General features: G+C 51.9%; 29 protein-coding genes, 2 tRNA genes and 1 pseudogene. 2 read left to right on the forward strand and 30 right to left on the reverse strand.

Annotation, left to right across the window (positions count from 1 at the left end):
- Nucleotides 1–43: 43 nt before the first annotated feature.
- From CSE01S_RS23550 to CSE01S_RS18490, 15 genes and pseudogenes are all read right to left on the reverse strand, one after another.
- Complete coding sequence (locus CSE01S_RS23550) at nucleotides 44–292, reverse strand: Ig-like domain-containing protein (protein ID WP_392397387.1); 249 nt, start codon at nucleotides 290–292, stop codon at nucleotides 44–46.
- Nucleotides 275–1,204: pseudogene (locus CSE01S_RS18435) on the reverse strand (phage tail tube protein); the annotation flags it as partial. The pseudogene CSE01S_RS18435 and the gene CSE01S_RS23550, both read right to left, overlap by 18 nt.
- A gap of 26 nt (nucleotides 1,205–1,230) precedes the next feature.
- The gene (locus CSE01S_RS18440; protein WP_042291565.1) at nucleotides 1,231–1,623 is read right to left on the reverse strand and encodes a phage tail terminator-like protein; all 393 of its coding nucleotides are present in this window, start codon (nucleotides 1,621–1,623) and stop codon (nucleotides 1,231–1,233) included.
- Nucleotides 1,620–2,171, reverse strand: coding sequence for a hypothetical protein (locus tag CSE01S_RS18445; RefSeq protein WP_004190641.1), 552 nt, complete (start codon nucleotides 2,169–2,171; stop codon nucleotides 1,620–1,622). The genes CSE01S_RS18440 and CSE01S_RS18445 overlap by 4 nt, the downstream gene beginning before the upstream one ends.
- Nucleotide 2,172: 1 nt before the next feature.
- On the reverse strand, nucleotides 2,173–2,556 hold the full coding sequence (locus CSE01S_RS18450) for a hypothetical protein (RefSeq protein WP_004146198.1): 384 nt from the start codon (nucleotides 2,554–2,556) through the stop codon (nucleotides 2,173–2,175).
- Nucleotides 2,528–2,824, reverse strand: coding sequence for a hypothetical protein (locus CSE01S_RS23270; protein WP_072015026.1), 297 nt, complete (start codon nucleotides 2,822–2,824; stop codon nucleotides 2,528–2,530). The genes CSE01S_RS18450 and CSE01S_RS23270 overlap by 29 nt, the downstream gene beginning before the upstream one ends.
- Nucleotides 2,825–2,833: 9 nt before the next feature.
- A complete protein-coding gene (locus CSE01S_RS18455) occupies nucleotides 2,834–3,088 on the reverse strand; it encodes a hypothetical protein (protein ID WP_004217346.1) in 255 nt (84 codons plus the stop codon).
- 1 nt (nucleotide 3,089) lies between these two features.
- Nucleotides 3,090–3,485, reverse strand: coding sequence for a hypothetical protein (locus tag CSE01S_RS18460; RefSeq protein WP_042291575.1), 396 nt, complete (start codon nucleotides 3,483–3,485; stop codon nucleotides 3,090–3,092).
- A gap of 40 nt (nucleotides 3,486–3,525) precedes the next feature.
- Nucleotides 3,526–3,798: an Ig-like domain-containing protein gene (locus CSE01S_RS23555; protein WP_167333865.1), complete on the reverse strand. Its 273-nt coding sequence runs from the start codon at nucleotides 3,796–3,798 to the stop codon at nucleotides 3,526–3,528.
- A gap of 8 nt (nucleotides 3,799–3,806) precedes the next feature.
- Entirely contained in the window at nucleotides 3,807–4,760 is a 954-nt protein-coding gene (locus CSE01S_RS18465) for a major capsid protein (protein ID WP_004190653.1), read from the reverse strand.
- A 10-nt stretch (nucleotides 4,761–4,770) separates the two neighbouring features.
- Nucleotides 4,771–5,556 carry a hypothetical protein gene (locus tag CSE01S_RS18470; protein WP_042291579.1) on the reverse strand — a complete coding sequence of 262 codons (786 nt, stop codon included), beginning with the start codon at nucleotides 5,554–5,556 and terminating at the stop codon, nucleotides 4,771–4,773.
- 84 nt (nucleotides 5,557–5,640) lie between these two features.
- The gene (locus CSE01S_RS18475) at nucleotides 5,641–6,753 is read right to left on the reverse strand and encodes a phage minor head protein (protein ID WP_042291582.1); all 1,113 of its coding nucleotides are present in this window, start codon (nucleotides 6,751–6,753) and stop codon (nucleotides 5,641–5,643) included.
- Nucleotides 6,737–8,137: a DUF4055 domain-containing protein gene (locus CSE01S_RS18480; RefSeq protein ID WP_042291585.1), complete on the reverse strand. Its 1,401-nt coding sequence runs from the start codon at nucleotides 8,135–8,137 to the stop codon at nucleotides 6,737–6,739. The genes CSE01S_RS18475 and CSE01S_RS18480 overlap by 17 nt, the downstream gene beginning before the upstream one ends.
- Nucleotides 8,137–9,444 (reverse strand): terminase large subunit domain-containing protein, encoded by a 1,308-nt coding sequence (locus tag CSE01S_RS18485; protein WP_004190663.1) that lies wholly within the window; start codon nucleotides 9,442–9,444, stop codon nucleotides 8,137–8,139. Before CSE01S_RS18485 ends, CSE01S_RS18480 begins: the two co-directional genes overlap by 1 nt.
- Complete coding sequence (locus CSE01S_RS18490) at nucleotides 9,422–10,417, reverse strand: terminase small subunit (RefSeq protein ID WP_042291588.1); 996 nt, start codon at nucleotides 10,415–10,417, stop codon at nucleotides 9,422–9,424. The genes CSE01S_RS18485 and CSE01S_RS18490 overlap by 23 nt, the downstream gene beginning before the upstream one ends.
- A gap of 77 nt (nucleotides 10,418–10,494) precedes the next feature.
- Here CSE01S_RS18490 and CSE01S_RS18495 point away from each other — a divergent pair, with 77 nt between their 5' ends.
- Nucleotides 10,495–10,965 carry a hypothetical protein gene (locus CSE01S_RS18495; protein WP_139267361.1) on the forward strand — a complete coding sequence of 157 codons (471 nt, stop codon included), beginning with the start codon at nucleotides 10,495–10,497 and terminating at the stop codon, nucleotides 10,963–10,965.
- A gap of 120 nt (nucleotides 10,966–11,085) precedes the next feature.
- Nucleotides 11,086–11,286 (forward strand): HEAT repeat domain-containing protein, encoded by a 201-nt coding sequence (locus CSE01S_RS18500; protein WP_370906251.1) that lies wholly within the window; start codon nucleotides 11,086–11,088, stop codon nucleotides 11,284–11,286.
- Between the two features lie 95 nt (nucleotides 11,287–11,381).
- Here the strand turns inward: CSE01S_RS18500 and CSE01S_RS18505 are convergent, their stop codons facing one another.
- From CSE01S_RS18505 to CSE01S_RS18575, 15 genes are all read right to left on the reverse strand, one after another.
- Entirely contained in the window at nucleotides 11,382–11,741 is a 360-nt protein-coding gene (locus CSE01S_RS18505) for a hypothetical protein (protein WP_071258647.1), read from the reverse strand.
- A gap of 215 nt (nucleotides 11,742–11,956) precedes the next feature.
- Entirely contained in the window at nucleotides 11,957–12,226 is a 270-nt protein-coding gene (locus tag CSE01S_RS18515) for a hypothetical protein (RefSeq protein ID WP_042291602.1), read from the reverse strand.
- A 7-nt stretch (nucleotides 12,227–12,233) separates the two neighbouring features.
- The gene (locus CSE01S_RS18520; RefSeq protein WP_042291604.1) at nucleotides 12,234–12,863 is read right to left on the reverse strand and encodes a glycoside hydrolase family 19 protein; all 630 of its coding nucleotides are present in this window, start codon (nucleotides 12,861–12,863) and stop codon (nucleotides 12,234–12,236) included.
- Between the two features lie 156 nt (nucleotides 12,864–13,019).
- On the reverse strand, nucleotides 13,020–13,301 hold the full coding sequence (locus CSE01S_RS18525; protein ID WP_042291606.1) for a phage holin family protein: 282 nt from the start codon (nucleotides 13,299–13,301) through the stop codon (nucleotides 13,020–13,022).
- Entirely contained in the window at nucleotides 13,288–13,683 is a 396-nt protein-coding gene (locus tag CSE01S_RS18530; RefSeq protein ID WP_042291608.1) for a phage holin family protein, read from the reverse strand. Before CSE01S_RS18530 ends, CSE01S_RS18525 begins: the two co-directional genes overlap by 14 nt.
- A 504-nt stretch (nucleotides 13,684–14,187) precedes the next feature.
- Nucleotides 14,188–14,259: transfer RNA gene (locus tag CSE01S_RS23170), tRNA-Gly, on the reverse strand.
- Nucleotide 14,260: 1 nt separating this feature from the next.
- Nucleotides 14,261–14,337, reverse strand: a tRNA-Arg gene (locus CSE01S_RS18540).
- A 324-nt stretch (nucleotides 14,338–14,661) separates the two neighbouring features.
- Nucleotides 14,662–15,351, reverse strand: coding sequence for a bacteriophage antitermination protein Q (locus tag CSE01S_RS18545; RefSeq protein WP_042291612.1), 690 nt, complete (start codon nucleotides 15,349–15,351; stop codon nucleotides 14,662–14,664).
- A complete protein-coding gene (locus tag CSE01S_RS22890; protein ID WP_042291614.1) occupies nucleotides 15,348–15,488 on the reverse strand; it encodes a YlcG family protein in 141 nt (46 codons plus the stop codon). The genes CSE01S_RS18545 and CSE01S_RS22890 overlap by 4 nt, the downstream gene beginning before the upstream one ends.
- Nucleotides 15,485–15,847 carry a crossover junction endodeoxyribonuclease RusA gene (rusA, locus tag CSE01S_RS18555; RefSeq protein ID WP_042291616.1) on the reverse strand — a complete coding sequence of 121 codons (363 nt, stop codon included), beginning with the start codon at nucleotides 15,845–15,847 and terminating at the stop codon, nucleotides 15,485–15,487. The genes CSE01S_RS22890 and rusA overlap by 4 nt, the downstream gene beginning before the upstream one ends.
- Nucleotides 15,844–16,134 (reverse strand): DUF1364 domain-containing protein, encoded by a 291-nt coding sequence (locus tag CSE01S_RS18560; RefSeq protein ID WP_042291620.1) that lies wholly within the window; start codon nucleotides 16,132–16,134, stop codon nucleotides 15,844–15,846. Before CSE01S_RS18560 ends, rusA begins: the two co-directional genes overlap by 4 nt.
- Nucleotides 16,135–16,136: 2 nt before the next feature.
- Nucleotides 16,137–16,343, reverse strand: a complete 207-nt coding sequence (locus CSE01S_RS18565) for a hypothetical protein (RefSeq protein WP_042291621.1) — start codon at nucleotides 16,341–16,343, stop codon at nucleotides 16,137–16,139.
- Nucleotides 16,343–16,939 carry a DUF1367 family protein gene (locus CSE01S_RS18570; protein WP_042291624.1) on the reverse strand — a complete coding sequence of 199 codons (597 nt, stop codon included), beginning with the start codon at nucleotides 16,937–16,939 and terminating at the stop codon, nucleotides 16,343–16,345. The genes CSE01S_RS18565 and CSE01S_RS18570 overlap by 1 nt, the downstream gene beginning before the upstream one ends.
- A 34-nt stretch (nucleotides 16,940–16,973) precedes the next feature.
- Complete coding sequence (locus tag CSE01S_RS22520; RefSeq protein ID WP_072015029.1) at nucleotides 16,974–17,222, reverse strand: hypothetical protein; 249 nt, start codon at nucleotides 17,220–17,222, stop codon at nucleotides 16,974–16,976.
- A 149-nt stretch (nucleotides 17,223–17,371) separates the two neighbouring features.
- Nucleotides 17,372–17,569: a DinI-like family protein gene (locus CSE01S_RS18575; RefSeq protein WP_042291627.1), complete on the reverse strand. Its 198-nt coding sequence runs from the start codon at nucleotides 17,567–17,569 to the stop codon at nucleotides 17,372–17,374.
- Nucleotides 17,570–17,744 lie beyond the last annotated feature (175 nt).

Consider the following 17,744-nt stretch of genomic DNA (forward strand, 5'->3'; position numbering starts at 1 on the left):
AATGCCCGCGCCGCCATGCAGAGCGGAACGGGCAAGGGAAATTTTATGGTTCAGTTACGGTAATGGTTACCGTATCGGTAAAAGTGCGCGCCTTAGCAGTGATAGTTGCCGTTCCGGCCGCCACACCAGTAACGACACCTGACGCGTTAACTGTTGCCACTACAGGATCGGATGACTCCCAGGACACGGTATCCGTTGCGCCTGCGGGAGCCAGAGCTGCAGTGAGGCTGGTTGTATCGCCCACATCAACAGAAGCTGTTTCCGGTGTTACCGTGATGCCGGTTGCTGGAATGGTTACGGCGCGGGTAATCGTCGGCGACTCGTCGGCCGCAGTGATATCCAGTTGAACCTGGATAATGTCGGTATTGCCGCCATCAGGCCAGTCACCGGAGACCTGCACTTTCGGGAAGCTAAACGTGTACTGGCCTTCGTCGTTCGCCAGAGTGAAACTGAATGGCACGGTTGCGCCGGTAAGCGTTTTGCTCCAGACTTCCCACGCGGCTTTTGACCACGATAAAGTGATCGAACCTGACGGCGTAAAGGTGGTCGGGATGTTCGCCCCGGCAAACGGTGAACCGGTACCGATACAGCGCTGCGTCTGGACGTTATTGTCGAACTGGATGTTGAAGGTATCGATACAGAAACCATCACCACCATCGACGCCGTTCAGATTTATCGCAGTGACCTCTTTGAACGAGTAACGCAGTTCGCCAGCATTATCGGCAGGAGTACCGGTGATGTAACTCGTATCATCTGCTTTTGAGTCCCACCCCAGCCCGGCGAATGTGACTGTCGCGGTAACGTCACCGTCGTTAGGAATTTCCAACTGGAACACGCTTACCTGGGCGCCGCGAACAATGGAGGCAATACCAACGTCCGACGCGTATGTTGCGAGTGAGAAAGAGATACGATCATTCCCCATCGCCAGCACATTACCCGCCCACTCCGCGCCAAAACACGAAGCCAGGAAGTCATCATGCTGGCCGTAGCGGAACTTTGCCCCGACATCGCCGCCTACATCGACCGTTCCCAGCGTAGCGCCTTGTGCCATTCGGGTACCGCCGATCTCGTCGTTGTCATTGGTATTCTGGGATGGACCAACGCCCCAGCTCGTACGTTTGAAAAGATTCCAGACGCCAGCAGGCGTAATTCCTGGAGTCGTCTCCCGGATAAAGGCCGAGAGTACCTTAGCGCCGCTCGACATGCGGTCACCTCCATCGAAGTTAAGCGCTACAGAGCGCGGTAAGGGATTTGTAGATTGAACTGAGACCAGCCATCCGTTTCGCCAGCGGGCACAGCGGATACGGCGAAATAACTGAGTTTTCCATCATCCTGAAATTCAAAAAGCTCACGGAGTTTGTCTGCTGTTTGAGTGATAAGCAGAGAGCCAGAACCAACAGGGACGAAGATCTGAATAATCAGCACCCCGGTGCGCTGAACGACTGGCCCATCCCCGATCTCGGTTGCGCCAGCCTGTCCTGCAATGTTGGTGAGGCGGGCCCAGATATCGCGGTTGCTGGGGTCAAATACAGGACCATTGGGATAATCCACCGCATCAGAGGCAATAGCGGTCTGTGCCGCCATTCGAGAAATGACAGCGTTTCTGATTTCTGTAAGGGTCATTTGTAGGCCTGAATCACACCATTAAACGAGACGGCATAGACGCCTGTCGGCGCCTGTGTTGAGTGACCATTCTCCAGAGGCACGGAGTAAGGCAGGTTCGACTGGATGTAAATCACCGAGTAGGCTGGCGCCTGGTCAATAATATTTTTGCCATTAAGAAACGTCATTGTCCCGCGCGGATCCGGTTCGGTCGGGACGGAATGATTAGGTTCGCCGATGCTGACGAAATGCGATGCCCTGAAGGTTCCTGCGCGATACTCAGCCGGCCGCCTAATATCCATGCTGTCATTAACACGGACTTTCTTTCTGAGACGGCCTGTCTTTGTCAGGTTGGCAGGATCGGCATAAAGAGATTCGTTCCATTCCCCAACAGCTTTGTTGTATTGAACCGCGGTCGCGTTGATGGCCCACAGCTCCGGGTTTCCTACCGGCGACCGTTGAACAATTTCATTCAGCAGCTGAATGGCGATGGTTCTCTGCCGTAACCTCACATCGTCTTCCACCAGCCCGGCGAATGCCGCCGGGTCGATGTTCCAGCCCTTAGCCATATCACGCTCTCCGCAGTTGAATGGAGTACGCAGCGCCAGCAGAGTCGGAAGAAGCGGTGATGACCTCGTAGCGCTGAAGCTCACCCGTAATCGGATCCGGTGCGGTGATGATATGCCCGACGGCCGGCTTGTCAGTCACCTCGTTAACCAGGGCGGTTAGCTTCACATCACCATGCAGAATGTTAACGCCATCGATACGGCGGAGTTTATAGCGCGCCAGCACTCCGCGCCCCGAGTAAGTCACCTGTGTTTCAGTACCGGTTTCCGTTACCGGGTCCCAGGCACCCCGAACGGCGTATGAGCCAGTGAAATCCTTAACGGCATCCCGCAGGTCGGTATCGAAGGCTGCGGCGACTTCAGTTTGTAGTTCGTCGCGGATACCCACGGTCTACCTCCTCTATGCTTTTTTCACCAAAACGCTGAAGCGGTATATTGTTAGAAACATATCCGCCAGTAAAAAGGACCAGGACGTTACCACGCAGTTTTCTGGTATAGATTTCGCCATTGCGCTTAACCCGCAGCGGGAGCGGAGCAAACTCTACAACACCCTTTGTCGGGTTTGCGTAAACGACATGTCTGATCGGGTTTCCATTCACAAACACATCGCGGGGACCGAGCCCGTCGCCGGCATAATGCACATATGGATTTTGCATGTTACCCCCTTACCGCCGCTCAATATGAGCATGGATAAAGTCGGTTTTAAGCGACTCCATAGCGCCAACCATCACATAGGGGCGTCCACCGTTATGCCAGCAATCAATCGCGTTACCCTCATCATCAAGCAGTATCACTGCGACACTGTGGCAGCCGCCGTTTTCGGCTCTCTCCAGAGCCTGTTTCAGCAGGCGAATAACCTGGTCGTTATCGAGGCTGTGATGGCTGGGCTTTTGAAATGGGACCACCTTCAAATCGGACATATCACGCCCTCACAAAGAACGTCTGGAAAGGGTTAATCATCCACGGTTTGAGCATATCCAGCGCCAGCTGCAAATCAGGATCGAGTAATTCAGTGCTGGTGGTTGAAAACTCGGCAAAAGTGCGGGAAACCTTCACATCGTCGGCCTCAACGCTTTTGCTCGTCACCACGCCGGAATCTGTTTTTTGCTGATACAGATTGCCTGCAGCGGCTACGGAAGCGATAAACGCTCCGGCTTGCTTAACTTGTTCAGGAATATGCTCCGGGTCGATATCCTGAAGGTTAAGCGCCGTCATCCAGGTGTTTGCCTGGAGCACGGCTTTAACCTTTTTGTCGGCGGCAGCCCAGGTATCGCCCAGCAACTCGTCAACGTCCTGGATTGTTATATAAACGGTCATCGGATCCTCACCAAAAGAAACGGGGCTTTCGCCCCGTCAGTTAACCACCCGCTGGAGCAGTGAACGCGATCGCTTCAGTTGTTTTCACCACGCCGTCAACGGTAGCCTTCACCGTGAAGGAGCCGGCCGTAGCAGAGGTGAGTTTCACCGTCGAGACACCAGCAGACCCTGTCTGTGACGTCGAAGCACTTAGTGTGCCGCCTGTAGACGTCCACGCCACAGATGCGCCGGAGACTCCTGCACCATTTCTGGTGTACTTGAGCGAAACGGTCACCGCGTCGGTACTGTCAGCAGTTGCGGAAGTTTTATCCACTGACAGGGTTACTCCCCCGCAGGGGCTTCCAGCTTAATTAGTACGCCTGCAGTGGATTTGTTACTGGTGAAATGTTTCTTCCAGTTCGCGCCGGTGCCGATTTTGGTCAGGTCAGGGTTAGCGCCTTTCGTCTCATCCCAGCTGTAACCCAGCAGTTCAACGTTAACCGTACCCTCTGCGCGATAGCCAATGGCAAGGTTTTCCTGGTCGTTAATATCGTAGGAACGGAAGCCCGGAGCCTGTGATTCCGTTACGGATACCGCGCCGGCCACCAGCCCCAGAATCGCATCAACTGGCATGGTGTCAGTTACCAGCACCGGTTTACCCAACGTGCCTGGCTGTCCGCCATAAACCACCACGCCAGCTTCTTCGTAAATTTTGTTGTCGATAGCCTGATCAACAATGTCGAAATAGGTCGTGGAATGCATAACGAACAGCGCAACACGGTTAAATTTATCGCCGTATTTACGCAGGCCACGGGTCAGCGTTTTCTTACCATCAGTGGCAATATCCGCGGATACCGTCATGTCAGCATTTGCGCCAATGGCTGCAACAAGACCCTGTAGGGCATACTTGATATAACCTTCAAGCGTTGCATCAGCGACGTCGACGCCGATCACCTCGGAGAATTCGCTAACGTCGCGACCCCGACGTTTAAACGCCTCCTCCGTGGTTTCATACGGGCCGTATTTCCACGGCGCCTTAACGCTGACAGATTCACCGGCACCGATTTTTTTACCCGTTACCGGGTCGGTGGAGTTAACGTTGCGCGATTCGATAGAACCACCAACTTTATAGAAGGTGCGCTTGCGAAAATCACCCTCGATCAGTTCGTTGTCGAGAATGATTGCGCCGTTTGAAGCGGCGTTGAAGACTTCCAGATTATCCTGGCGACGCTCAAGAAACGCAGTCTGCGCGAGGTCGTCATAGATAATCAGGTCACTGTTTACGGTCGTAGGCATTGATTAGTCCTTACTTAGGCAATTTGAGATAGGCCTGCTGGCCATGTTTGCGGATGTAGTCCGCTTTGTCGCTTGAGCTCATTTCTGAACGTTTCAGACTACCGCCACCGCCACCGGGTTTATGACCACCAGCCCCGGAGCCTTCGGCGCGCGGGAACAGGTGCGGGGCCGTCTCTTTCAGAGATTCAGCCCACTCAACCGGGGTGAGCGGAGTTTTGCCGTCTTTACCGAACAGAACATCGCCATTTGCATCAACTGCTACGGCCTCGCCTTCGTCGTTGAGCTGGAATGTGCCTTTAGCACGAAGAATCAGATCGTCGGATGCTTCTGGCAGCGCGCCAGCCTTAAGCGCTGCGCTGCGGATAGCATCACCCAGGACACGATCACGGAATTTGTTGGAGAACGCTTCCGCCTTTTCAGCGCGTTCATTAGCGGCTTTGATTTGCTTATCAACATCAGCACGTAGCCGCTCAGTGCGTTTATCCAGTACCTCGTCAATTTTCCCGGCGGCGATCAGTTGCGCCTCTTCATCATCAGAGAAACGCTGGAGAATAGTTTTCACCGCGTCAGGATCGATACCTTCAAAACGCTTAAGCGACTCAGTGGACTCTTTGAGCTTACCGAGTAACTCACTATTTTTATTTTTCAGGCCTGAAACCTGAGCACTGACCTGCTCATCGATCAGCTTTTGGATTTCCGGCGTAATCTCGGGCGCACCACTACCGGAGCCACCGCCATCACCACCTTCACCACCAGCTGCCGAATAATATTTAATGAACATGTTACGAATAAGCATGTTGTCCCCTTGGGATAGTTACTGTGGGCCTGGCCCAATAAAAAAGGCCGCCCGAAGGCAGCCTGATTGAATAAGATGTGTTAGTTAAAGCCTGGCGTTTCTGAATGCCTGCTCATCCTTTGAGCGCAACTGGTCCAGCGTCAGCCACTCGCCCCTGTCGTTGTAGAACTCATCGGGAGACATGCCGCCATCACGAATCAGCCTGGCGCGCGTTTCTCCGACAATCTCAGCTTGTCGCGTGAACGACTGCCGGGAGAACCAGTCCTGGTAATTCGTATCAGCCGGAACCTGTCCATCCATGCTGGCGCGCGAGCTATTCTTGATTTCGCCGACTTTGATACCCAACTCCTCGGACGATTTCAGGATGTAAGTTTCAGTGCTCCGACAGCAAAAGTGGATTTTTCCAGGTCCCTGCAGATAAGGCACCTTGTGCCCTATCGGTTTATTATCCAGCGTGTACTTGAGACGGTCGCGGATCCGACAATCCTTTGATGTCCGGTTATCCAAAGTAGATAACCACTGCTTACCCTTCAGAATGTCGTCGTTCGCCGACGCAAAGCTTTGTCTGGCTGTCGATGCAAGATGCCCTACTGCCGTTTTTGCAATGCTGGCTGCATTGGCCCGGCTCATCTGCAGCGCACCATCCTGGTAACCACGATTAGCATGGCCACGGACCTTTTTTGCGATTTGCTCCTGCGTATCGCCCAGCAGGAATCCCTGCCGCACCGTATTGGATATCCGCGCCATCCGATCAGCTTCGAGGTTGCTGGCCCATTCACTCAGCAAACGTCCCTGGAATGGACGCCCCATCGCCGCGGCATAAACCGCATCCGGGGAGATACCCACCAGCGGATGAAGAGCAAGAACATCGTCGGGAATAGCAAACTGGAAGAGGCTCATCTGAAAAGTGGCTTCGTGCTTCGCCAGTTCCTGCAACTCGGCAGTAAGAGCTGCATACATCGACTGAATCGCATCCTTGTTTATCGCCCTGACGCTTACCAGTAACGCTTCCAGCCTAGAAACGGTAAAGCTCTCAGCGTCCAGCGTATCAATAGCCACCAGCAACCTTGCGGTAAGTTCGGCGTCGCTGTCATTCAGGACTTTTATCATCCTGTTGGCAACGCCGTTACTGTAGCGACTCACCCATATAGCGTGGGCTATGGATTCATCCTGCAGTTTGTCATTCGCCGTTGCCATTATTGCCACCAATCAGGTTAGGCGCGCCGTTACGAATAGCGTCAATGACAGTTTCAGGGTCATCAGCGGGATCTATCAGGTCAAGCCTCTGCAGAGCTCTGACCATATCAGTGTCGCGAATCGCACCGTACTGCCAGGCATTGACGATTGCCGTTACCATGCCGGATTCTGCGACTTTGGCGATAAACTCCTGATTGATGCTGTAACGGTATTCCTCGCCTTTTATGCCGAGATATCTGGCGCACCAGCCGAGTGCCAGCGTATAGGCCTCCGAGACATTGGAAACGCAAATGCCGAGCACCGATGTGGATGCGGTTTGCTCGCCGCTGGATTGAGTGGCGGTTTTAACCGCGCCGTTCTGCTCGATAAGCCGGGCGCCAAGCTGAACAGAATAATCACGCTTACTGTCCATCGCCTCTTTAGCCAGGGTGTTTGGTTGCGCCTGAGCATAGGTAAAACTCCCCTCCTTCGGCAGCAGGAATGGAGAACGAGAACCGACACGAATTCCCTTATCCTGCAGCCAGTCACGCCAGGCGGTATCAAGCCCGGAAATCACCGGCTGAACCTGACCGCAGAAAAATACGCTGTCTTCGTAATCCGCCGAATTTCGATAATGACCAAGGTTAATTTCAACGAGGGCGGCTAATGGCGACTCGTCGATGCTGGGATCGTTATTTTGTGCACCAACGAAGGTAAAGGGGATCTCATCCCAAAAATCCTCACCTTTAGGCTTCGGGTGATACTCAGAATCGACGGAAAAAGACACTGCATCGGCCGACTTTCGCCACACCCTGCAGATAAACTTGCCGTCCTCCAGGGCAAGTTCCCGATACTGGATTTCATCCTTGTACGCAAAACCATCTTCCTTTTCCATGCATTCGCGTAAAACCACCAGCACCAGTTGATCACGTCCATTGATGCGTTTGGTGCGCCAGTTAATGATGCTTTCCGCCTGATAACGAAGGATGATCGCCTCGTCGGTCTCAGCTGCATAATCCGTATAAAGCCCCTCGCGCGCGGCCTCCAGAATATTTTCTGTAACCTGCTGGGACTGCTGATAAATGCTGGCACCAGCACCATCGGCGTTATCACGAAGATAATTCAGTTTATCCGGCGCGGTCATGGTCGGGTCTTTTCTGAATGCCAGCCCCAGTAAACCCACCTTTGTATTGCCCGTTATCGCGTAGAAAACGGCGCGCTGAATGTAATCAGCATTGCGCTTTTTATTGCGTGCAGACTTATCGGACGGATCCAGAAAAGGGAGGTATTCATTCCCGGCGGCCTTTACAGCATCAGCCCCTTTGCACACGTCACGAATTTTTTTCCACACGGGCATCGCCGCCCTGACCTCAGGGCGAACATAAGTAATATCGTTATTGGCCATCAGAATGTCGTGTCCAGTGAAATAGAGAATGCAGGTCGAACTATTGGGAATTGCTTCACAATGAAGTAACCAGCGCCATCGTTGGGGTGATCGTTATCGCTCTTTTTATCCGGCTCGCCGTTTTTATCCCACACCTGTTGTTCCAGGCAGTCGGCATAGACCGGGCAACGGGCCACATTCACCTTGTACCGGCGATCGCCATTACCATTGCAGAACATGGCGTTCATGGAGTTGATGCGGTCCTTTACCGGCGGGTTAGCATCATCAACGATGACGTTAAATCCGGCCTGTCGGAGCTGCTCAATATCTGTTTTGCTGGCGTTGTTTGATTTTCTGGAGTCACCAGAGGCATCCGGGTAAATATAAATCTCGCGGACCTTGCGGTAGTCACCGTCGGCATACAGCCAGAAACGTTCCTTGATGATGCGTATCATGTCTGGCGTATCGTAAGCGTTGATAATCTCTGTTACCGCGTGTGGTAAGCCGAGCCGCAATACATGGACGATCCCGGCCATCTTCCCGACGTTGAAATCCATCCCGATATACAGCGCTTCACCTGGCTGCTCTTCCTCACTGGAATTATTCAGCACTCTGTCGAACTGATGATAAATGGTGCCGCTGGTCAGGTTAGTAAACTGGCCGTTCAGATATGCCTTGATCAATTCCGGCGGGTAACTCGCCAGAAGCGAAGGAATATAGTCATCCGGCAGGTTCTTTTCGTTGTCGAATGTCGAAGCCTGTACCAGACCATACATCGACCTCAGTTCAGGCTTTTCCCTCACAGCCTTAACAAACTGGTTATAGACGAACTTAAATCCTTCAGGTGTGGTAGTCACGTCAATGCCATTACGCAGACCATCAACTTTATAACGCATACGCGCGATTATTTTTCGCCACGCCTGACGCGCCTTATCCGCTTTCAGAACGTCGAGTTCATCCACCAGCGCATTGCCGATTTTAAAGCCTACTATCGTGTCGGGCTTTTCCATCGACCGACAAATTGTCGTGCCGCGGTACTGGCGCCCACTGTAGAAATGGACCTCTTTGTTGCTTTCAACGATTTTGACTTTCAGTCCCCAGTCGTGAGCAACTTCTTCCACCGTGGGGTAGAAAATATCGCGGATCTGAGGATAAGTCGGGGCAAAGTAGCCCTGGTTTATTTTGGGGAACTCCCAGAACCCTTTGCATATTCCACCGCAGCCAACCCATGTCTTACCGGATCCAAAACCAGCTACATAGGCTTTGAACTTCTGTTGCATAGCCAGAAAACGAGCCTGGGGAACGTTAAGCGTCGGAGCTATCGCCATCCTCTTCCCTCACTCGCGCATCGACTACGTTGATATTGATCGCAACTGGCGTTGGTTCGTCATATTCCGGGTCAGCGGCCAGCTCTTTGCGGAGCTTGTCGATCTCCAGCTGCCGGCGCTCGATTTCAATCTGCTGTAGACGCTGGGCGAACTCACTGTCAGCCAGGCCGAGACGTTTCATCACCGCCTCGTACATGCGCTCACGGCTGATGGCGGTTATCTCAACGCCATTCTTACCAAGCTTCACACCGGAATATGCCAGCGCTGCCGTAGTGGGCAACTTGCGGGTATCAGCAAAAAATGGCTGGCCTATTCCATCGCCATTGCAGCGTGGACATTCCGGGTTTGGTTCCTGCGTATGGTCATATCCATATCCGCCCACGTCCTCAGGCTCGCGACGTTTGCGTTCAACCGCTTCGATTCGCTTTTCTTCGTACTCCACGGCATCACGCCATTGGTACTGGTGACCGAAGCCCCAGCAGTAGCGGCAGCTCCCGCGGCGATACTGAGAAAGCTGGTTGGCGTCGAACGTTGCCAGTCGCCACATCTGCGCAAGCACCTCGTCTGCACTGCCGAGTGTGCGCATTAACGATTCTTTCTGCTGCTGCGCAATCGCCTGCGCAACGTTAGGATTCGCTATGAGTTGACGACCATAGTTTGGGTCACTATATCCTGCGCGTGCAGCGGCGGCAGTGGCGTTATTGTCCTTCAGGTATTCCGCGACAAATAAACGCTGTTGGGCAGTAAGACCGTCATCATCCACCAACTCTTTTGCGCATTTTTCCTTTTGCGCAGTGCGCAGTTTTTTCTGCGCATTTTTTTGCGCACTTTGCGCAGAAGGTTTCTTGATGTAGCGGCGGGCGGTAGCGTAGTTCAGTCCCTGCGCTTCACACCATTCCTTTGGTGATACGCCGGTTGCGGCATGTTCGGACAGGAACCGTTGCTGAAGCTCGCCCCAGTCCGGTTTTGCCATTGTTTTACTCCGTTATTTTGATTCGATGGTCGCCATAAAGTGAAATACGCTTAAGCTTTCTCAGTGAATTGACGATAATGATTCCAGTGGCTGATAGAAAAGGAAGAACAATGATTAGATGTGTAACTCCCGCCTATAAAAAAATCTGGAATATTTGCGAAAATTCAGATCAAAGCGATAAGGCAGTGATTCTTATCGTTAACAGTGCTTGGGCAAAAGAAGTTGCCTTGGCTCAATTCAAAGAGGATGGGTACGACCCAATAAGCACCAAGCTGACTTCTATCAGAGAATGGATGACGCACGGCGGAGAGCTAAACCCATCGATAATGCACATTTCTCGCGATGGCATAACAAGGTTTGACGAAGGTAGAACTCGCGCGATCGTGGCTGACGAAAAAGGCTACCATGACTATCCGATCGCAACCACTTACCGCCACGCTATGAATCTCAAGGAGCACTGGGGCTCAGTATCGAGTGCAAAAAAGGTGTTTGATTTTACTGAGTGCTGGGATCGTATAGATAACGCGATAATCTTAGGAAATCCATAAATACTGGCATATGCGTTAAACGTATATGCACGTTTAAACCGATGAGGTACTCGCAACAGCACATTTCCAGCTTGTCTGTGAGTACCAGTGTTTATCTCATTAAAGGGAATAAATATGAGCATGCCGCAACCAATAGCTAACATGCTTTTGTTGCAGATGATGACCCAGCCAAAAGACATCAAACTTGCTGCAATCTATGCGTTAGGCGAAGGTAGATGCCAAGCGGATAACATTACCCAGGAACTACACAAATTAAGCCAAAGTGATGATATAGAGATTAGAATCGCAGCCATTAAGGCACTTGGTCGGTTATATCGATAAATACTGTGATTTCGCCATTACGATGGGTCTGCCCATGGTGATGGCAATAAAAAGCCTCGCGAATTCGAGGCCTGTCCCCTTAAAACCAGTTTGAATTAGTCATCATCCCTACGTAGATGAATTGAAACTGACTCCCCGCCACCGATAAATCCGCCATAATGGTCGAATGTTCCTTCGTGTTCCAATATAGCAACCACGGCGGCCGTCTCAGTGTTATTCATCCCGAGCTCATCTGCGATCTCTTGTTTTATCTCCGTCAAATCAACGACTTTCTTGCCAATGTTTTCTAACCGATTAATCATCCCACTCCAATCATCGTTAGAAATCTCAATGATTTCCGCATTAGCATTCATACCGACGGTAGGATCAATAACTACCCCATCGCTATTCCTTTTGTACTGAAAAATACCGGCCTGACCACCTTGGTAACCGCCTAATGTTTGTAATACTTTCATGTGCATCCATCTCCATACAGTAAGAATGGAAATATAATCGGCACACAAGTAGAAGATCTTTAATTTATAAACTCATTGCTTGCTTCTTATGGCAGTTCGCCTGCCACGTTTTGTTATGCGCCAGGATGTCGCGCTTCGTCTGCTTGTCCAGCACATCCCAGTCGTGAGCCGTGCCGTAGATGGGCTTAACCCAATCGCAGGCCGTGTCCACTACCTCAATCCTTGCGGATCCAGTTGTCGCGCAGCTCGCGATCAACATCGTCGCCACGCATATGGTTAACAGTCTGCTGTACATTACTGGCCTCTTTCGTTACTTCCACCCGGCGCTCTGCTACCGCTACCGTTGCTGCGGCGTTCTCTTCGGTGCGCTGCTTGTCTGCTTTGGCTTCCGCTGTGCTGGTGCCGCGCGCATGGCCGAAACCAAAAGCACCAGCGATAGCTGCAATCACCGCTGTGGCCAGCCCGATAATCATTTCAATTCCCATAGCAGCCTCACACCAGCACGGCTTTTGCCAGATTGAACCGACGACGGCGGTCATCAAGACCGTTTTTACCGCCGTTGATGATGATCGTGATACGTTCCACATCGCCGGAATACACAAGGCATCCGCTGGTGGCAAAGAACCACGCTGCGGAACGCGCTGCATTTTCGTCCTGCTCCAGCAACTCCGGCTGAGTAACCAGATCCAGTTTTAGCGCCAGGCCGCATTTGCGATAGTTGATTAACCCTGTGATTTGCTTCAGCCCGCGCCCGCGATATTTCCACCCGTCACCGGCAACCTGATTGCCCAGGTTCTTTTTGCCCCACTCGCCGCCGTAAACCAGGTTAGCAATCGCTTTCTGATTTGCCGGTTGCGTTGCCGTTCTGCCGAGCGCGGCGGCCTGCTGTGCCGTGATACGGTGCTTGCCGAATACGGGAACAAGACGATCGGCTGTGTAGTTCAGGCTTTCCACCAGCTTTTCATACCCGCCGGACTCATGCCCCATCTGCGCTATGAACATGGACTGATCGAGCGGCGCAGTGATGCCGAATTCTTTCATTGCCGTGTCGATATGCGGAAACCAGCGCGCGGCCAGTCCGACGCTTATACCAGCCGCCAGATGAAATTGTTGTTGATTCATTTGATTACCCCGATATTGAGGCAGGACAAAAAACTACTGACAAAGTGTGATGTAATAAATGCGAAATAGAGTTTGACTAAAGTCGATACTCCACCTCATTAGAACAACACCAGGCCTCGAACTTTCAGGGAAGCGGAGATGTCGCGCTTCCCTTTTTTATTTCTGAAGAATGTTGATTAAACGTGCCACGTTTCCCCGAGCCCAAAGCACGGCGGCGCAAATCAGGATATTAATGATGACCACCATCCAGTGTGATTCCTGGTAGAGGCCGAACAGATAGCGGAATGGGATGCTGGCATAAACCAGTACAGTGAAATAAGCGAGTAGAGAAACTATTGGGCGATGCCTGGCACCATCACGCTGGTAAAACATCAGAGCGAGAACGATGACCGCGCAAATACCAGCATTGATCATCGCTGAAGGATCACTTGTTACCATTGCTGGCCCCTCCTCCGCGCAATCTCGAAAGCATACTGAACAAGCTTCCCAAATCCTGACTGTTGATGAAGGTAAGAAGTTTGATAGCCAACGCAGCCACTGCCACAGCGCCGAGAGCATCAAGCGGCCTGTCACTGTAACCTGTCCACTTGGCAAGGTACGAACCAACAAGCCCTGCTCCGAGAACGCCAACAATAAACGACGTCACGAAATAGCAAACCAACTTTATCCTGCTGATGTTTGCTGCTGTCGCTACGTAGAACACGGCCCCTGCGAAAGCGCCAAACACCACGCCATAATCAATACCGGTTGCGATGCCAAAAACACTGGCACCCATAAGCCCACCAGCGGCAACCGTAGTGCCAGAAACAGGATCGGACATTTAGCCCCCTCTATTGCTGTGAGTCCTCTCAGTACGAGGGGAAATAAAAAAGGCCGCCCGGAGGCAGCCTGATCAAAAATAAGTTTTTTAACCTGGTGGATCTAACGGACCAGCCAGGATACTGACTTCACTGTTGTGACAAATTGCATCATCCCGGGTTAAGTGCCATACGCCAGGTACAATTTCGCCGGTTGATATATCTTCGAACTCTTCACTCTTGAAATATGCCACCTGGACAGAGTCAACGTGCTTAATCCAGTAGAACCCTTCCTGCATAGGTCACCTCATCACTGATAGAGTAGACAGTATAGCGGTACGGCAACGTCATAGCAGACTGAATAATAGATGTGTTTAAACAAACCGGCATTAATATGAGGCACTCCATCCAACAAACCACCCACGGTTGTACGGATATTAACGGAGTGCTTTTGGATGAGCGCTGAACCCAAAGATCAGTATTTTTACACAGCAATTTTGCAAAAAGCAGCGCCCATTCAAAACTTGAGCGGTCAGCGGGAATCGAACCCGCATCATCAGTCTGGAAGGCTGAGGTAATAGACATTATACGATGACCGCATGGTCCGCCATCGAGGATTCGAACCCCGAACCACAGAGGTAGAAGCTCCGTGCTCTTTCCAGTTAAGCTAATGGCGGAAAAAATTGACCAGTGAAGTCCACTGGTCATGGGTCATGCTGTTGTCTCTGCGAAACGGGTGTATCCCCACCCAGTGTTTTCAGTATCGAGAGCATTATCAAATGCCATATTAACTATAGCATCGCAGAAAAAAGTCATACTGATAATTCCCAATGACTCACTTCTGAAAGGCTCTATGGTTGTATTGCCTTGTACATAGCGCAAAAAATACCGATTGGCAGACTTAGAAATAGAAAACCCCGCACGATGGCGAGGCTTGAATTTGTTTGGTCGATGATTGAAGCTATGGCGACGATATCAGATTTACTCAAAATATATGCTATTTAATTGACTTTTGCAATACCCTGCTGTGAAAAGGTCGCTTTTTGTTGTGATCTTGTTTTCACCAGACAAAGCAGAGATTCGGTATCAAGCCTTTTAAAGAGGTGATACATTGTGCGCCAGTAATTACTATAGTTTTTGCTCCAGTTATCTGGCTTAACACCCACCAGCGCAGCCAGATCGCCATACTGATACACATCCTTACCGGCCAACTCAGCTTTCACATCCTGCGCCGCCAGCCAGATTAACTGGCGCAGCCGCTCCATCGTTTTCTTCGCCACCCGCTTACCTTCCAGTTGCTGACTGAACTGTTCCCACGCCGATCGAGTTATTACCACCTGATGGTCCCAGTTAATGTTCTCGCTGTAGTTCCATAGCAACCAGGCTTTCTGGTGCTCTTCGAGGGACAGCAGCGCGCGGCGCCATGATGCGGTTGAGTATTCAACTGGCTGCACCAGCGGAATTGCACTCCCTTTCGCCAATGATTGCTTGCCGGGGATCGGAGGGTTATTCAGCGTTATCAATTTTCCGGTCACTTCATCCCGGATGCGCTGTTTTTTTCGTGGATAGTTCTTCGTATCGAACTGGGCGTTCTCCAACCATGCCATCAGCTGCCCTTTCGTGGCGCCACTCAGATCTGCTATCGCTACAATGAGCTGCTGGCGCACATATTCCAGATATTGTGTGTTCATTGCGTGGCTCCTGCTGAAAGGTAGATGCGAATAAAATTCCGGAGGATGCGGTAATCCACCAGCACCGAACCCCGGCGCCGGTATATGCGAAGCCGTGTCCAGCGCATGCGGATCGCCTCAATCAGTTCTGATGTCATAAGTCCCCCAGTTCGGTGATAGTCAGCTCCAGCCTGCCGTCCCTGACGACTGGCATCCGTATTACGCGGTAGTCGTCCACCTGCTGGTCGTCCTGCCAGAAACCTGATTTCGTCAGCGCGTCGAATGCGGCCTTCTGCAGGTTGTCCAGGTCACGGCGGCGGCGGTCAGGCATATGGCACTCAATGCAGATCTTTACCGGACCGGTGATGCCGATATCCAGCAGTTGGCCTTTAATGATTTGGGCTACGCGATCGCGGTAAGCCTGGCCTTCCGTACTGATGTGGGTACGCCCGCGGTTGTGCCGGTAATAACGGTTATTACTTGGCGGCCACGGCAAGGAAATTCTGTACTCGCTCACGTCTTTACCTTCCCTTCTTTCAGCCAAATAACCTGCGTACGGGCCATGCCCTCCAGCGCACACTCCTTTGCATAATCCGCATCAACCCGGCGGGTGCGGCGATCAATTTCGTCGTGACAGCTGCTGCATGCGATGGTGGCAATCAGATCAGGCGGTTTAATGCCGGTACCGCATAGGCCGGCCAGGCGGATATGTGCCAGCACGCTCGTTTCTGGGTTTCCGTTGCATACTCCGGGGATCCGCACCTGACATTCGCGGCCGCGCGCCGCTTTGCGTAAATCCGCCATGCTCACCCCCAGACCTTTTGGCGGTAAGTTCTCGGCGTCCGCGCCGGATGTAAGCATTCAGGTAATTTCGCGCTGACGGTCCACGTGACGTAATCGGGATTCAGGCTGCGCTCAACCCTCACGCCGCGGCGCCTGTATTCCGCCACCAGATCGTCGGCCTGCTGCGTGGTGCATTCGGTGTGCTGAAAATATGAATATTTCATCCCCATCACCCCGCAAAGCTCATAAGCTGGGCCGCGGCGTTCTCGGCTTCCTCCTGCGTGCGGAACGTGCGGGACAGTATCCAGCGCCAGAGAACGTCGAGCGCGGCTTTGTACAATTGCTGGAACTCGGTTTCGTCCATATTGGCAAATGCAATGCTGCGAGGATACTTGCGGAGGGTGCCGTCCGGTAGCTGGATAGCGTCGTAGTGGCCGGACTCGATGGTCACCCACGCACGATAAGCGTCAAAGGATTTGCAGGCACTGATGCTGCCGGCGCGCTTATCAGCGATGCGATCGAGATACTGCTCGGCGGCGTCAAGAAGTGCGCCCTCATTCCCCCCATAGGAAGCAAGGAATTTTGCGTAGCCGGTCACCAGCTTGCGTTCGTTGGATGAGATCGCGCCGCCGGTAGGCTCCCAGTATTCGAAGCCCAGATTCAGCAGAGCGAAGAAGCGGCGATGAAACGCAGGATTGCGTACCTGTTTGAAGTCGGCCACCAGCACGGCGCCGAGCTTAATTTTTGATTGCAGTAAATCGCTGGTCTCCGGCGTAGCCGGGATCAGGATCCCTGAGGACTGTTTGATAAGTTGTAATTGCGCCATGGTTTTCCCCGTGGCGCAGCAGGTTAACGGCTGTTCAGACCGTTGATTTCATATTATCAGAAGGTGGTGTTACCCGGTAGCCGAGACGATTAATAAATTTCATAAACCCATTGGGAGTAAAGACCTCTTCATCATCCAGCAATGGGCGCATAGATACCATGCCGTTCACACGATAGATAAGATGCCTGCCTGATGAAGGAAAGCTAAACAACACGCAGCCATCAGACCGTCTGACAATGTCATACCAGTTATCTTCTGATGTGTGGAATGCTGAATCACTCACTTTCTTTTCTCCCTTCGAGCGACATACAGACGCGATTAAAAATGTCGGCAGCAGCATCAAAGGTATACACATTGCGGTATTCGGATAAATGCGCGCCAGCCCTAAGCGCTATGTTAATAAAACCATTCGTCAGCGCTCTCCCAGGTCTCCTAGAGGATCATTTCAATTTGCTTTTTATCGTCCTTGGCAGCGCCATAAACATTAAGTCCATCAGATCCGGCTCGTCGAATCACCAGACTGCAATCTTCATACTGATTGCTAAGCCGCTTAAGCAGTTCCTTCTCAAGTGCCGCCTCCGCACCGTCAGGAAGTTTTTTAGTGCAATCAATGGTTAACTCAACTTTCATTATTGCCTCCATTGCATATACTGTATTTTTATACAGTATACCTGTGCGGAAAAATGATCAACGGTTTAATAGCACTGATTGCTAATTATTATGGCAGCAGGTTAAAAAATACCCGCCGTAGCGGGTTGATTACTATGATATTTTTAGGCGGCAATCGCTTTCGTCTGGCAATGCT

The sequence above is a fragment of the Citrobacter sedlakii NBRC 105722 genome, from assembly GCF_000759835.1.
GTDB classification, from domain to species: Bacteria; Pseudomonadota; Gammaproteobacteria; order Enterobacterales; family Enterobacteriaceae; genus Citrobacter_A; species Citrobacter_A sedlakii.

Bases quoted from the DNA above. Each gene is read 5' to 3' on its own strand.
- CSE01S_RS18465 (WP_004190653.1), bottom strand. From the start codon at position 4,760: ATGCCTACGACCGTAAACAGTGACCTGATTATCTATGACGACCTCGCG.
- CSE01S_RS18490 (WP_042291588.1), bottom strand. From the start codon at position 10,417: ATGGCAAAACCGGACTGGGGCGAGCTTCAGCAACGGTTCCTGTCCGAA.
- CSE01S_RS18560 (WP_042291620.1), bottom strand. From the start codon at position 16,134: ATGGCGGATTTACGCAAAGCGGCGCGCGGCCGCGAATGTCAGGTGCGG.
- CSE01S_RS18475 (WP_042291582.1), bottom strand. From the start codon at position 6,753: ATGGCAACGGCGAATGACAAACTGCAGGATGAATCCATAGCCCACGCT.
- CSE01S_RS18565 (WP_042291621.1), bottom strand. From the start codon at position 16,343: ATGGGGATGAAATATTCATATTTTCAGCACACCGAATGCACCACGCAG.
- CSE01S_RS18505 (WP_071258647.1), bottom strand. From the start codon at position 11,741: ATGAAAGTATTACAAACATTAGGCGGTTACCAAGGTGGTCAGGCCGGT.
- CSE01S_RS18520 (WP_042291604.1), bottom strand. From the start codon at position 12,863: ATGAATCAACAACAATTTCATCTGGCGGCTGGTATAAGCGTCGGACTG.
- CSE01S_RS18460 (WP_042291575.1), bottom strand. From the start codon at position 3,485: ATGACCGTTTATATAACAATCCAGGACGTTGACGAGTTGCTGGGCGAT.
- CSE01S_RS18525 (WP_042291606.1), bottom strand. From the start codon at position 13,301: ATGGTAACAAGTGATCCTTCAGCGATGATCAATGCTGGTATTTGCGCG.
- CSE01S_RS18495 (WP_139267361.1), top strand. From the start codon at position 10,495: ATGATTCCAGTGGCTGATAGAAAAGGAAGAACAATGATTAGATGTGTA.
- CSE01S_RS23270 (WP_072015026.1), bottom strand. From the start codon at position 2,824: ATGCAAAATCCATATGTGCATTATGCCGGCGACGGGCTCGGTCCCCGC.
- CSE01S_RS22890 (WP_042291614.1), bottom strand. From the start codon at position 15,488: ATGACATCAGAACTGATTGAGGCGATCCGCATGCGCTGGACACGGCTT.
- CSE01S_RS18570 (WP_042291624.1), bottom strand. From the start codon at position 16,939: ATGGCGCAATTACAACTTATCAAACAGTCCTCAGGGATCCTGATCCCG.
- CSE01S_RS18440 (WP_042291565.1), bottom strand. From the start codon at position 1,623: ATGACCCTTACAGAAATCAGAAACGCTGTCATTTCTCGAATGGCGGCA.
- CSE01S_RS18480 (WP_042291585.1), bottom strand. From the start codon at position 8,137: ATGGCCAATAACGATATTACTTATGTTCGCCCTGAGGTCAGGGCGGCG.
- CSE01S_RS18575 (WP_042291627.1), bottom strand. From the start codon at position 17,569: ATGAAAGTTGAGTTAACCATTGATTGCACTAAAAAACTTCCTGACGGT.
- CSE01S_RS18530 (WP_042291608.1), bottom strand. From the start codon at position 13,683: ATGTCCGATCCTGTTTCTGGCACTACGGTTGCCGCTGGTGGGCTTATG.
- CSE01S_RS18455 (WP_004217346.1), bottom strand. From the start codon at position 3,088: ATGTCCGATTTGAAGGTGGTCCCATTTCAAAAGCCCAGCCATCACAGC.
- CSE01S_RS18545 (WP_042291612.1), bottom strand. From the start codon at position 15,351: ATGAACACACAATATCTGGAATATGTGCGCCAGCAGCTCATTGTAGCG.
- CSE01S_RS18445 (WP_004190641.1), bottom strand. From the start codon at position 2,171: ATGGCTAAGGGCTGGAACATCGACCCGGCGGCATTCGCCGGGCTGGTG.
- CSE01S_RS18500 (WP_370906251.1), top strand. From the start codon at position 11,086: ATGCCGCAACCAATAGCTAACATGCTTTTGTTGCAGATGATGACCCAG.
- CSE01S_RS18470 (WP_042291579.1), bottom strand. From the start codon at position 5,556: ATGCTTATTCGTAACATGTTCATTAAATATTATTCGGCAGCTGGTGGT.
- CSE01S_RS18485 (WP_004190663.1), bottom strand. From the start codon at position 9,444: ATGGCGATAGCTCCGACGCTTAACGTTCCCCAGGCTCGTTTTCTGGCT.
- CSE01S_RS18515 (WP_042291602.1), bottom strand. From the start codon at position 12,226: ATGGGAATTGAAATGATTATCGGGCTGGCCACAGCGGTGATTGCAGCT.